Here is a 14,662-nt window from a genome sequence, read left to right as displayed (position 1 = left end):
AGTTAAATATCAACTTGTCAGCTTGTTTAGATTTTTTGCCTAGTAAAAATCAGCTTAAAAATAGCTATACAGTTTTTGTCTAGTTGGATTTATTGAGTCGTTAAGTATTATTTAGAAAATTGAATACGTATTAAATACACTTGTAGTTTTCAAAAATGAAACGTTTTCGAAACCCCAAAACTACAAGTGTTATTTAATGACATAAAATAAGGCGACCGAAATAGATGTATAATACTTAAAACATTACTGAATGAATAGATAAACTAGAAACAGTTCGTAATAGAATTACAAACGAAAAAACAGTGATAGTAAGTACTATTGCTCCAACTATGAAACTTCTCGTCCAACTTTATTTTTCTACTTTATATCAGCAACTATTGGAGAGAACTTTTGAAATGTTAATTATTACTTTTTAATATAAGATGAACTATTTTACTAAGCTAAGCAGAAGGGTTTTTACACTTTTACTGCTTCTGACTTGTGGAGTAATAACTCAAGCACAAGACGTTAACGTGGATGTTAACGTAAACTTTAAACACTCAGTGAATGGCGCTTCCGAATTTAACAGAGAAGATTATATGACCATTCACGGCACTGCTTTCGAAACAGATTGGGATGGAGAGGAAGATAAGTTAGACTATTTATTAAACGACCTTGATACTTATTTTGGTCGCGATAATGGATCGGCTACTTGGAAATTCTCTGCCACAGAAGAAGACCCAAATCGACCTAATTGGCCTTCAATTGATCATATGAAATCATTGGGCGGTTGGTTAAAAGGTGAGTATGAAAAAGACTTTAATACACACCAATACGAAAAGAGATCAAAAGAAATGATCTTAGGTACCAACCCTCACCCTACCTATCCAACTTTAAGCTGGAATGGAGATGGTACTACTTGGACAGGTTGGCAACCTTATGATGTAGATGTTTCTGCAGAGTGGGTAGTGAATTACCTTGATTACTTCTTCCGTAAAGCAGATGGCGAGCCAGGTGAACCTCTTCCTTACTATTGGGAAGTGATTAACGAGCCGGACATGCCGATGATGACAGGTCATATGACTTGTACTTCTCAAGAAAAAATTTGGGAATACCATAATTTAGTTGCTTTAGGTATTAGAGAACGTTTTGGAGCGAATAATCCAAACCGTCCTAAAGTAGGTGGTATGACTTGGGGTCTTCATGACTTTCACTTAAGAGATGGTATTTCTCGTTATGACGAAAACTATCTTGATCAATGGTTAGAAGGAGACGGTTACGATATCTATCATAACATGATGGATTCTGAAGCGAATAATTATAGAGATGAACCATGGTACCAATGGGATATCATGTGGCAAGGATTTATCGATACTTGTGGTGAAAACATGGACTTTTATTCCATCCATATTTATGATTGGCCGGGTTGGGCAATCAATAATAATGATGCACCATCAGCAACAAGAGCAGGTGGCCATACTGAAGCTATGTTAGATATTTTAGAATGGTACGACCTTTACAAAACAGGTACTAGAAAAGAAATGATCGTTTCTGAATTTGGTGCTGTAAATGGTACCTATAACGATAACAACAGGCCAGGAGTGTATGATCAAAAGAGAATTGATTGGGAATGTTTAAAACCTTTCAACTCTATGTTTATGCAGTTCTTGGAGCGTCCAGATTACATTACGAAATCAATGCCTTTTACACCTGTAAAAGCAGTTTGGGGGGATATTCCAGATCAAAATTTACGTTATCCTTATGCCATGATGCACCCTGATGCGAATGGTAACTGGGAATGGTCAGAGTATATCAAATTCTTCGAATTATGGTCGAACGTTAAAGGGACAAGAGTGGAGACAAAAGCTTCGAACCCAGACGTTCAAGTAAATGCTTATGCCAACGGTAATACACTGTATGTGATCCTAAATAACCTTGAGGATAATGAGAAAAACATCAACCTTTCTATGTATGAAGAGTTTGGTAACCCTATCCAAAAAGTAATGATCAAGAACTTATATCTTGATATGAACAAAGGTACTGCAGGTCAGCCAGCATTAGATGAAATTGAATTGAATACAGCTCCAGGTTCAGTAAAATTATTGAACGATGCGACAATGATTCTGGAATATACTTTTGCTAATCCTGTCAATTTGAGCGAAACTCTTGAAGAGCGTAAGTTTATGGGCGAAAAAATTGGTTCTGGTACTCACCCATTTGGATCGGAATTAATTCACATGACAGGTACTACCATGTCTACGCAAGTAAACAATGTAGTTGTACCGTCTGAAAACTATGAAGCTACACTAAGAATTGCAGGTGCTTTCTTTAAAGTACATATGAGTTCTATTGAGGTGACACTAAATGGTACTGTATTACCATTTGATGGCAATTGGAGAGGTACTGATACCGACAATAGAAACCAAACTTTGGCAGTATTGGAACTGGAAATTCCTGCAGGAGTACTTCAAGCAAACAATACTATTGAATGTAGATCAAATGCACCTTCGGATTGGGCGACTGCTCAAATTCAAGTATTCGATTTCTCTAAAGCACCGGGTCGTAGTGCAGAAAGTACTGTTGCTCTTACTGGTTTATCAGTAGATGGATCTTCTGAATTAATGCAAGGTAGATCGGAATCTTTAGTAGCTTCTTTTGTTCCAGAAGACGCAACAAATAAAGCTTTAACATGGTCATCAAGTAATACTTCTGTAGCTACAGTAGACGAATTTGGTGTAGTTACTGCGGTAGCATCATCAGGTACTGCAATAATTACAGCAACTGCTGCAGATGGAGGAATTACAGCAACTCATTCAATTACAGCAATTGCATTTGCAAACACTCTTGTTGCTTCAGTAACGTTTGAAGAAGGGGCAACTTTAGATGTTGATTTTTATGTAACTACCCCTTTAAATGTAACTATCTTACCAGAAGATGCTACAGACCAAGAAATTGTATGGACAAGTTCTAATCCTGAGGTTGTTTCAGTAGATCCGAACACAGGTAAGATTCAAGGTTTAGTGATTGGAGGTGCCGCAACAATTACTGCAACAGTTGATGGTCAATCGGCTTCAATTGATGTAAACGTTGGTATTGTAGGTGATGAGGTGATCTACTGTGATGCCCTACCGCAAGAGGTGACAGGTAACACTACTTACAATTTTGATGTATTCGTCAACCTACTAGGTACAAGAGAAGTAAAAGTTGAAATCTTAGATGGATCGACTGTATTGGGTAGCGGTTCAACTGAAGCAGAAGTATTAGGTAAAGAGCAATTAATGGTGGAAGTGACCTTAGCTGAAGTTCCAGCCATTGGTGAATATACTATTAAAGTAACAGCTTTAGAGGGTGCGTCTGTAATTACAGAATGTTCTTCTACGATCTCCATTTTAGATAGAATTCGTCCTGAAAGTATCAGCATCTTAGATTGGTTGAGAGAAGTAGCTGTAGGTGAAACAGTTCCAGTAACTGCTGAAGTAATGCCTGCAGACGCATATGATACATCTGTAAACTGGACATCTTCAAACGAAGCGATAGCTACAGTAGATGCAAACGGTGTGGTAACGGGAGTGTCAGTGGGTTCTTCTGTAATTAGAGGTACTCTAAACGATGGCGGTTTATTCGAAGAGGTAACTATTGAAGTAAAAAGTGCTGTCGTTGTTGAGCCAACAGCGATCATCATTCCTGAAGAGATTACGATCTTCCCGAACGGATCATTCCAAGTAGAGCCTATCTTCGTTCCAGAATGGACAACAGAAAAATCATTACAATGGTCATTTGATGATAACATTGCATCGGTGGATCCAAATGGTAAGATTACAGCTACTGCCAATCAAGGTACTTTGAACTTAACAGTTACTTCAGCATCTAGCCCTCAAATTTCAGCAATGAGTGTGGTAACAGTTGGAACTACTTTAAGAATTGAAGCAGAAACATTTACTGCTATGGGTGGTGCTGTAGGCGATATCGGAATTTACGATAACGCAGGTGCTTCAAAAGGAAAAGCTATCAATAACGTTCAGCAAGGTGATTTTGTTGAATATGAAGTATATATTCCTCAAGGAGGTGATTATGAAATCACTTTTGCAGCTGGTACTGAAGTAGAAGATGGCGTTGTAGAAATGTTCGTTAATGCAGCAAGCGTAGGTAGCAAAAAAGTACCTACAGGTGCATGGGATAATTTTGTTCCTGTAAAGTTAGATCAAGCGGTTACTTTACCTCAGGGTGTAGTAAAAATTGGTTTAATGGGTAACGGTACATCTCCATGGCAATGGAACTTGGATTACTTCGACATGGCATTTACTGGTGAGATTCCTGATTGTAGTGGAACAATTACAGGTGTTGAAATTGTTGCTGCCGAATCGGAAGTAATGGAAGGTAGAACGATACAGCTATCTGATAATCAATTGCCAGCAACTGCTTGTAAGGAAGTGGCATCGTGGTCATCAAGTAATTCTAGTGTAGCCACTGTAGATTCTAATGGTAAAGTAACAGGTGTAAGTTTGGGTACGGCAACGATTACTGTTCAAACAGGATCTCAATCAGCAACTATCGAAATTACAGTGATCGAGAGAGTACCAATCTATGTAACAGGGGTTAATTTAACAACAACTGCTATTGCATTGGATATTCATCAGATGAAAGGATTGGAAGCGAATGTGGTTCCAGCAAATGCAGATAACTTAAATGTTACTTGGTCGTCTGATAATGAGGGTGTGGCTACAGTAGATGCAAACGGAGTAGTTACAGGTGTGGCAGAAGGTACTGCAACAATTACTGTTACTACTGTAGATCAAAGTAAGACGGCAACAGCTACAGTTACGGTATCAGGAAATGAATATGTGCCTGCTACTGAAATTGTCATCGAAGCAGAAACTATGGAAAATACAGGTGGAGAAGTTGATGATAGTGTATGGGGTGGACCTGGAAATGGTTTCGGAGTTAATAATGATGTTGGCATCAATTGGGGTAATAACGGAGACTGGGCAGAATATACTGTAGAAGGTAATGGTGAGTATGAAATCACGTATTACATCTCAACTCCAAACGATGCAGGAATTGCTATAGAATTTGTTCTTGATGGTAATTCCGTAGGTGAAGACGCTGTGCCAGTTACTGGCGGATGGGAAAATTACCAACCGTTAAAATCTGCTCATACTGTGACTTTATCAGGTACGCATACAGTAAGATTAGTAGCTTCAGGTACTGAAGCTTGGCAATGGAACTTGGATAAGTTTGTGCTTACTCCAATTGAAAACACTACTCCTGAAGTAATCAATGTAACAGGCGTATCGTTAAACTCGAATTCTGCAGATTTAACGGTGGGTGAAACATTACAACTACCTGCTGATGTTGCTCCAGCAAATGCATCAGATAAGACAGTGTCTTGGATGACGGATAATGCAAATGTCGCTACAGTAAATGCGAACGGTTTGGTGTCTGCTGTAGGAAGCGGTGTGGCTACAATTACGGTAACGACTAATGATGGATCGTTTACAGCAACTGCTCAAATCAATGTAGCAGATGATGTTACTTGTGTAGCACCATCAGCAATAACAATTGATACAAAACCAACAACAATGGATAAAGGAAACTGTGTGCAGTTAACGGCAACAGTTGGTCCTGAGAATCATTGTACAGTTGGTGTGGTTTGGAAAACTTCAGACGCATCTATTGTAACAGTAGATACTTATGGTAACCTTTGTGGTGTAGCAGAAGGTACTGTAACAATTACTGCAGAAACTGCTGAAGGTGGATTATCAGATAGCTTCGAGGTAATGGTGAATGTTCCAGCAACGGGAATTACTATCGAAAATGGTAACGTAACCTTAAAAGTAGGTGAAACGCTTCAATTATCAGCAGTAACAACTCCTGTTGACGCTTCAGTTCTAAACTTAGTTTGGACTTCATCAGACGAAAATGTAATCACTATTGATGCTGCAGGTGAACTAACTGCTGTAGCAGAAGGTGTAGCAACAATTACCGTAACATCTGAAGTAGGTAACTTAACCGCATCTGTTGAAGTAACCGTTGAAGCTGAAAACTCAGAAGAACCTACAAGTATCGATGAGGTGACAGTTGCTCCAACGGTATATCCAATGCCTGCATCAGATGTGGTGTATATCAAAGGTTTAGCAAATGGAAACTACAGCATCACTTTATATACTTTGGAAGGCAAGCAAATGCTTTCGTCTTCTGAAGCAGTTAATGGAGTATATGAATTAGGAGTATCGGGTGTTCCATCAGGTGTTTATTTCTTAAATATCAAAGGAAATTCGGTTGATCATAAAATCAAGATTGTTGTTAAATAATCCGCTGTGATATAACATCAATTAAAAGTTGATATTCTATAAGGCTGTCTCTGTACATGGAGGCAGCCTTCTTTTTTATACCACTCAAAATGAATGATTTATTATTGTATTGTAAATACTTGTTTAAACAATTTGATTATTTGGGAGTTTTCCAATGGTAAGCAAAACATAACACCATGAATATTAACTCTACAATAACTACTACCGAAAAGCAACAATTCCTAGATCAGATTAAAGTTCTTGAAGAACGGAATGCCGCCCAGCAACAAATGATGGAGATGACGGTGAACTATCTGAACGATGCCAATAAAGAACTTGAAAAGAAGAAGCAGGAAGTGGAACAAGTGAACGAGAAAATGTATCAAAGTATCCGCTATGCGAAAAGTATTCAATCAAAAATGCTTTTACCAGACCATCAAATAAAAGATATCTTTGATTCACACTTCATCTTTTATCAGCCAAAAGATATTGTAAGTGGTGATTTTTATTGGTTTTATGAGAGCACTACCTACAAATATTTTGCTGTAATTGATTGTACAGGACATGGTGTTCCGGGTGCATTTATGACAGTAATTATCAATTCGATATTAAATGATATTGTTAGAGAATTTACTGGCTTGTTGCCTAATCAAATACTTATAAATCTTGATGAACGATTATTTGATTATCTAAATAAAGACAGTTCTACAAAAAAGAATGCGGATGGATTGGATATATCCCTTTGCTCAATCAATATGAAGTCTGGTAAGCTGCATTATTGTTCTACTCATCAGAAAATCTATCATTATAAAAATGTAAAGCAGGAGGTGATAGAGTTAAGAGGGGAGAACTATTCTATTGGTCAAAAAACCACAAGGGTATTTAAACTGACCTCTTCGGAATTAGATTATAAACAGAATGATATGATTTACTTGAGTTCTGATGGGTATTTAGATCAGTTTGGAGGCAAGGAAAATCAGAAGTTCAAACGGAAAAACTTCAAAGCATTATTGAGCAAAATAGCTGCTTTCCCTATAGATAACCAATCAAAGGTACTGGAAAAAGTATTAGAAAAATGGAAAGGCGGACGACAACAAATAGATGATATCTTTGTGATGGGAATCCAACTTTAACATCAAACACTCAACCATATGTTACTTACAGAAACAACTACTGATAAGCACACAGAAGTGCTTTATAAAGATGATTATACCAAAGTGACTTACCTTCCTAAGAAGAAAGTCCTTATCTGCGAAGCATTAATTGATTATATCCCGATTGATGATTTCAAAAAGGTGTTTCAATTCATCACAAGGGCTTATCCTAAATTGAAAGTGAAGAAATTTATCTTCGATAAGCAATCATTACGAATTTTTCATCAGCCTTCTATGGAGTGGTACTTTGTGAATTGGAAAACTTATATGTACAAAAAATTTGATTTGAGACATCATGTGAAGATTCTTCCACAGAATCTACCATGGTTTGAAAATACGGTAAAGGCAGGGAGAAAAATGATTGAAGAAAAGTATCCCAACCTTCATTTTAATAAACTAAAAATTGAATATAAATCGAGCCTTGAGGAGGCGATTGAAGCTTAAAAGTAGGAAGACGAGGAGTTCTCTAAAGAAATTGAGAAAGTCTCGTCTTTTTTTCTGAAGTGTAAAAGAATAAGTGATGTATTATGACAAAAAAAGGTGGTAAATGTGCATTCAATTGATGATTTAACTATTAATCTTTAGATTGATATTACATCATTCAAATTAAGCAAACATATATTTCACAAAACACTTTTTTGATTACACTTTTAGCGAAATAAAATGAAATACATATTATTATTACTTTCCTTTTTATGCTTAATTGGAAACTTAAATGCACAAACAAATTCAACTAAACCCAATATCATTTTAATATTATCTGACGATGCAGGGTATGCTGATTTCGGATTTCAAGGCAGCAAAGTGATGAAAACACCAGCTTTGGATAAATTAGCTTCTCAGAGTATTGTTTGTCCACAAGCCTATGTGGCAGGGGCTGTTTGTGGTCCCTCTAGAGCCGCTTTACTGACAGGTAAATACCAACAAAGATTTGGTTTCGAAGAGAATAATGTACCGGGTTACATGCAAAATTATCAGTTAGCTGATGACGAAATGGGGTTGCCTTTGGATCAGAAAACGATAGGTAATTATATGCAGGAAATTGGATATAAAACTGGCATTATCGGGAAGTGGCATATGGGGAATACAGATCAATTCCATCCTTTTAAAAGAGGGTTCGATTTTTTCTATGGCTTTAGAGGAGGTGCTAGAAGTTACTGGCCTTTTGATGATAATCACCCAAATCATCGAAAGGAAGATCGAATGGAAAGAGGGTTTAAACATTTTGAAGAACCGGAAGGCTATCTTACAGATGTGTTTGCAGAGGAAACTATTCAGTTTATAAATGCACATCAAAAAGAACCTTTCTTCTTGTTCTTATCATTTAATGCAGTGCATACGCCAATGCATGCAAAAGAGGAAGATTTGAATGAATTTCCTGAATTGGAAGGTAAACGTAAACAATTAGCTGCCATGACATTCACCATGGATAAGGCTTGCCAAAGTATTTTTGATCATTTAAAAAAGAGTGGTTTAGATAAAAATACCATCATCATTTATACCAACGATAATGGAGGCCCCACCGATGCTAATGCTTCTGATAATTCACCTTTAAGCGGAACAAAAGCAAATCATTATGAAGGAGGGATTAGAGTACCTTTTGTTTTTCATATGCCTAACCATAAGAAATTTCCTAGGGAGTATCTTCCCTCAGTGAGTACTTTAGATCTTTTACCGACATGTTACGCTTTAGGAGGTGGGGAAGTCGAAAATTTAGAAGGGATAGATGGTGTGAATCTTTTGCCTTATTTCAAAGGAGATAAATCTGAGGTTCCACATCAAACACTCTATTGGAAAAAGGAAAATAGAGGAGCGATTAGAGATGGGAACTGGAAGTTTTTACGTTTTCCCGATCGTCCAGCTGAATTGTATGATTTATCATCTGACCTATCAGAAGTAAATAACTTAGCGGATAAATATCCTGAAAAAATTAAGGAGTACTATAAAATGCTTTTTGATTGGGAATTGACATTGGCTCGACCTCGCTGGCAATTACAAAGAAAGTACGAAGGGGCGGCGATGGAACGAATCGATAAATACAAAAGGCAAAATCAAAATAATAAGGAGAATTAAAAAACTAGCAAGATTAAAGAGCAAAGGTCTTGATAAATTAACTTATCAAGACCTTTGTTTATTGAATAAGCACTATCCTATTAAACAAATAAACTCTTCAAGGTTATCTTGTCTAGATAAACCAAGTTTCTTTCTTAATCTATATCGAGTAGTATGTACTGATTCTGTGGATATTCCCAATAATTTCGACATCCCTTTACTATCAAAGTTTAATTTGATTAAAGCACAAATTTTTTGATCACCCTGAGTAAGGTTAGGGAAACGTTGATTTAGTTCTTGATAGAAGTTCTTATTTACTTCTACAAAACGTGCTTCGAACTCCTTCCAGTTGTTATTGGTATTTAAGTTGATTTTCTTAGCCAATTTACCTAATTGATTGGCATCAGGCTTTTTCTTCTGTTCCATCAGTTCCTTTTTAATTTCAGCTAAAGTTTCCTCATGCTGAATAATCTGAAGAACCGAAGAAGTAAGTTCTTTATTTTTGATCTCTAAAACCTCTTGAATCTTTTCTTCTTCTAGCCTTTGCGTCTCAATAAAGATCATTTGTTTAGCTTTAAACTTATTCCTTAAATTTCGATAGACGAAAAACACGACTAATACCAATCCACCAATAGTTACGTAGAAAATAATATTTCTAAGGTAGTTGATCTTACTTTCTTGTTGTAAACGTTCTAATTCTTGTTTTTGAAGTAACTCCTTTTGTTGTTGTTGCTTCTTTCTAAATTGATCCTTAATCTCAAGGAATTTCTTGTTGCTTATTTGTCGGCTACCATATTGTTTCTCGTTTAAGTCTTTTGAGATTTTCAGCATTTTGTAGGCTTCCTTTAGCTTATTATTTTTTTGAAGTACATAGGAATAAGCTTCATAAATCAGAGGTATTCTATCAGAGTGAGATTTGTGTTTGATACCAGCAAAAATGGCACTCTCATAATATTTTTCGCTCTTTTTATAATCATTAAGTTGCTTGTATACATTACCCAAGAAATAATGATAAATCACTAGATAACTATGTTGTTTGGTAGTGAAAAAAGTATCTAAAGGTAATAATACCTTTAACGCTTCCTCATATTCTTCTTCACCATAAAGAATGTAACCATATTCTGCATTAATAAAGTTATTGTTATCATCTACTAACTCTGGAGTGGTTTGCTTAACATGTTTACAACTATCTAAATAGTTTCTAGCCATGTCGTATTCACCTTCTTTTCGAGCAGTTGTGGCTATGGCAAAGTAATTATCAATTAGAATAAATCGAGGTAAGTCTTTATTAGCTTTAAGAATAGTAACCGCTTTATTAAAGTAATCGTACGATAATTCGGTTCTTTCATAAAAACTATATAGCCAACCGAGACCATTATATATGTTTACTCGAGAGAGGTCATCATTGTATTCATCTGCAATACCTAAAGCTTCCCAATAACCATCGTAAGCATTTCCAAATTCTCCATTATGTGCATATAAATAAGCCAAACCTGTTAAAGATTTAATCCATTGAAGACTGTCTTTACTTTTAATGGCTTCGGAAATGGAATACTGATAAAGTGAAGTTGCACTATCTGGAAAAACAAACTTAATTTTTTCAGCTTCTTTATAGAGTTGCTGCGTACTTTTTACATTATTGTTTGATGATTTTTTTGAAATTAATTCACTTTTCTCAGAAGAAATTTGATTTTCATAGGGGGTATTTTTTGAAAAAAGTGGATTTTCTAAAAAAAATAAACAAGAAATAAAGAGAAAGATATGTCTAGTCATAATTCATTAAAATTCAATTTTTGTAAAAGTTAAGTCTCAGTAAAACAGACAGATAGGATTTCATTGTTCAGTATATATTAGTTGTCTTTTCTACACTTGATCGGTCTGTTCAGTAATAATCTAGTCAAATATATGTGATTTAAATTTAAATTTCACACATTTGTTAAGGGTTTCGCGAACACTTATTGTTCAAATTAAAGTTGTCCGCTGATTTAAAGAATTATACTTTGAAATGAAATGGTTAGCAGACTACTCTTTTTTAATCTAAACTTATTATGAGTATGAGTAAAGCTTATGATTTTTTTAAAATTATTCTGACTCTAGCTATGCTCTCAATCGTCCCGGTTGAATTGTATGCGCAGGATGTTTTATTAAAAGGGCGAGTGACAGACGCCGATTCGAATGAGCCATTACCTGGGGTAAACGTTATTATTCAAAATACGACCCAAGGTACCACAACTAACTTTGACGGGGAATTTACCCTTGCCGTAGCTAGTGGAGAATCTATTGTAGTTTCTTACATTGGTTACACAGAGCAAATTATCCCAATTACAACGCAAACGAAACTTGATATCAAATTAAACGTTGACGTTGAAGCTTTAGATGAAGTAGTTGTAATTGGTTACGGTACACAAAAGAAGAAAGAAATAACAGGTGCTGTTGGATCTGTAAAGTCTGAGGATATCTTGAAAGTACCTACTTCAGATCTTGGCGAATCGTTACAAGGTCAAATTGCTGGTGTAGATGTACAAGCAAGTTCTGGTCGTCCAGGTGATGAAGCAAATATCCAAATTCGTGGTATTGTTTCTGCAAAATCATCAGGAGCTCCACTTTACATTGTAGATGGTATTCCTTTCCAAGGAAATCCAAACATCGCTCCAGAACAAATTAAGAGTATTGATGTCCTAAAAGATGGTGCTGCCGCTTCTATTTATGGTACAAGAGCAGCAGGTGGTGTAATCTTAATCACTACAAAAAGAGGTGAAGAAGGTAAATTAGCAGTTGATTTCTCTGCATATGCAGGTATTCAAAACATTACTTCGAATACACCACTAAATAACCACCAAGAGCAATTATATGTTGATCACAACAGATTTGAAGCAGAAGGTGGTATGCAAAACCTATACTTATTCAATCCTAATGCGGGTTATATCAACTCAAATTATGTGAATGATGTACAAAACAACAATGCAGCAATGCAATCGTACAACTTGGGAGTATCAGGTGGTTCTAAGAATTTGAAATTCAACGTTAATACAAACTACTTTAACCAAGATGGTGTATTGATCAATTCTGGTTTTGAGCGTTTCACAACTCGTATGAATGGTGAATATACACAAGGTAAATTCAAAGCTTTCGCTTCTGTAGCGATTACGGATGAGAAAAAACAACAAGAACCATGGGGTCTATATGAACTAGCAATTGCTCAAAAACCATGGGTACCTAGTTTAGATCAGAACGTTCCAGTAGGAGGTAACGGTATTGTAGTTGAAACAGAACAAGTAGAACAGTTTGGTTATTTAGCTACTCAGTTAGCAAAAGAGAATGAAACAGAAGTAATGTCTACAAACTTGGCAATGGCTTTAGAATATGAAATCATTAAAGGATTAACATATAAAGCAAGCTTTGGTAGAAATACATACTCTTCAGAAAATAGATTCTTTGAACCTCAATTCTTAATTTATAGAGAAGATGGTTCTTTAGCTGCAGGTGCTTCTCAAATTAATTCTAGATTATCTTACAATTATTATGAGAGTAACTCAACAACTTTTGAGAACATCTTATCTTATAATAAAACGTTTGGTAAGCATACACTAGGTTTAACAGCTGTATACTCTTTTGAAGAATACAATACTGAAACAAAATCGGTACTAACAGAGAATCTTTTAGATAATCAAACTCAAGTATTGAGTGCTGGTTCAATTGCCTTCTTACCACAGCAGTACATTTCTAAAAACTCTTTAGTTGGTAAGATGTTTAGAGCTCAATACAACTACGATGATAGATATCTTGTATCGTTATCAGTAAGAAACGATGGATCGTCTAACTTCTCAAAAGATAATAGATACGGTACATTCTATGGAGCTTCAGTGGGTTGGAATGTTAGTGAAGAAGAATTCTATAAGAACTCAGTTTTAAATGATGTGATGACAGGTTTCAAACTACGTGGTAGTTTTGGTGAAGTAGGTAACCAAAATATTGAGCCTTACTCATTCATGCCAAGAATTGAAACAGGTGCTGATTATGTGTATGGAACAGGAAATGGCGAAAGCTTAGGTTCAGGTGCAATTTTTAGAAGATATGTAAACCCAGATTTAAAATGGGAAACAACAATCTCAAGAAACTTAGGTGTTGACTTAGCATTCTTTAATGATCGTTTAACAATCTCATATGATTATTATAACAACATCAAAAGAGATATGTTATTGGATCAGACGATTCCTCCATCATTCGGTACTTCAGTAACTGAGCCAGCAGGCGGAAGTGCTACTCCTTATACATCAATTTTGGTGAATGCGGGTAATATGGTGAACAAAGGACACGAAATCGCTTTAGCTTACAAACATATCCACGAGAATGGTTTACAGTGGGGTGTTAATTACACATTCTCTCGTAATGTAAACGAAGTAACTGATTTGAATGGTATTGAAGGTTTTGCCTTTAGAGGTGGTATTCCAGTTACTACTAGAGCTGGTTTCCAAGATCATACAACATTCTTGAAAGAAGGTTACCCAGCAGGATCATTCTTCTTGTTAGAAAGCCAAGGTGTAATCAAAACAGAAGAGCAACTAAAAGCTTACAACGAAAGTATGCCAGGTGTTGAAGCTGAAATGGGTGATATGATGTATCGTGATGTGAATGGAGATGGTGTGATTGATGACAACGATAGATTGTATGCTGGTTCAGGTCAAGCAAAATTCAACATGGGTATGGGTATCAATGCGAATTACAAAGGTTTCGATCTATTTGTTCAGTTGTACTACTCACATGGTGCTAAAGTATATAATGGAGCACGTTTATACTCTTATGGTATGGGTAGACATAAGGACATGCAATATGCTTGGACTCCAGCAAACCCAGATTCAGATATTGCAGCAGCAAGATCAAATTCTGAACATCAAAACACAAGATCAAGCTCAGACTTTTTCCTAGAAGATGGTAGTTATTTACGTATTCGTAACATCACTTTAGGTTATACTTTACCAAGAGAATGGTTTAACAATAAAGTCAATTCTTTAAGATTCTATGTAACAGCTCAAAACCCATTCACAATTACAGGTTATTCTGGTTATGACCCAGAAGTTGGTGGAGATGGTCTTTACATGAGAGGTGTAGATACGGGTAGTTACCCTATTACAAGAAGATTCTTAGGTGGAGTGAAATTTAACTTTTAGTTAAAAAATTAAATTAGGA

Annotated in this window: 6 protein-coding genes; 5 read left to right on the top strand and 1 reads right to left on the bottom strand. The window is 35.9% G+C overall.

The genetic code is table 11. The features are described 5' to 3' along the window. Window positions 1-422: 422 nt before the first annotated feature. The 4 genes from MY04_RS27645 (at window position 423) to MY04_RS27630 (ending at window position 9,496) form a co-directional block, all read left to right on the top strand. Window positions 423-6,290 carry an Ig-like domain-containing protein gene (locus tag MY04_RS27645; RefSeq protein WP_066216593.1) on the top strand — a complete coding sequence of 1,956 codons (5,868 nt, stop codon included), beginning with the start codon at window positions 423-425 and terminating at the stop codon, window positions 6,288-6,290. A gap of 176 nt (window positions 6,291-6,466) precedes the next feature. After that, the gene (locus tag MY04_RS27640; RefSeq protein WP_066216590.1) at window positions 6,467-7,402 is read left to right on the top strand and encodes a PP2C family protein-serine/threonine phosphatase; all 936 of its coding nucleotides are present in this window, start codon (window positions 6,467-6,469) and stop codon (window positions 7,400-7,402) included. A gap of 18 nt (window positions 7,403-7,420) precedes the next feature. Continuing rightward, entirely contained in the window at window positions 7,421-7,867 is a 447-nt protein-coding gene (locus tag MY04_RS27635; protein ID WP_066216584.1) for a hypothetical protein, read from the top strand. A 219-nt stretch (window positions 7,868-8,086) separates the two neighbouring features. After that, window positions 8,087-9,496 carry a sulfatase-like hydrolase/transferase gene (locus MY04_RS27630; RefSeq protein WP_066216582.1) on the top strand — a complete coding sequence of 470 codons (1,410 nt, stop codon included), beginning with the start codon at window positions 8,087-8,089 and terminating at the stop codon, window positions 9,494-9,496. 72 nt (window positions 9,497-9,568) lie between these two features. Here MY04_RS27630 and MY04_RS27625 read toward each other — a convergent pair whose 3' ends face one another. Further along, window positions 9,569-11,248 carry a tetratricopeptide repeat protein gene (locus MY04_RS27625; protein ID WP_066216579.1) on the bottom strand — a complete coding sequence of 560 codons (1,680 nt, stop codon included), beginning with the start codon at window positions 11,246-11,248 and terminating at the stop codon, window positions 9,569-9,571. Window positions 11,249-11,574: 326 nt separating this feature from the next. Between MY04_RS27625 and MY04_RS27620 the strand changes: the two genes are divergently transcribed. Next, entirely contained in the window at window positions 11,575-14,643 is a 3,069-nt protein-coding gene (locus MY04_RS27620; RefSeq protein ID WP_205960542.1) for a SusC/RagA family TonB-linked outer membrane protein, read from the top strand. Window positions 14,644-14,662 lie beyond the last annotated feature (19 nt).

Origin of the sequence: Flammeovirga sp. MY04 (genome assembly GCF_001682195.2) — a bacterium.
Lineage (GTDB): Bacteria > Bacteroidota > Bacteroidia > Cytophagales > Flammeovirgaceae > Flammeovirga > Flammeovirga yaeyamensis.
This window is presented reverse-complemented; position numbering and strand designations above follow the sequence as displayed.

What these genes read in the sequence shown, in the direction of transcription:
- MY04_RS27620 (WP_205960542.1), top strand. Translation starts at nt 11,575, where the DNA reads ATGCTCTCAATCGTCCCGGTTGAATTGTATGCGCAGGATGTTTTATTA.
- MY04_RS27645 (WP_066216593.1), top strand. Translation starts at nt 423, where the DNA reads ATGAACTATTTTACTAAGCTAAGCAGAAGGGTTTTTACACTTTTACTG.
- MY04_RS27625 (WP_066216579.1), bottom strand. Translation starts at nt 11,248, where the DNA reads ATGACTAGACATATCTTTCTCTTTATTTCTTGTTTATTTTTTTTAGAA.
- MY04_RS27630 (WP_066216582.1), top strand. Translation starts at nt 8,087, where the DNA reads ATGAAATACATATTATTATTACTTTCCTTTTTATGCTTAATTGGAAAC.
- MY04_RS27635 (WP_066216584.1), top strand. Translation starts at nt 7,421, where the DNA reads ATGTTACTTACAGAAACAACTACTGATAAGCACACAGAAGTGCTTTAT.
- MY04_RS27640 (WP_066216590.1), top strand. Translation starts at nt 6,467, where the DNA reads ATGAATATTAACTCTACAATAACTACTACCGAAAAGCAACAATTCCTA.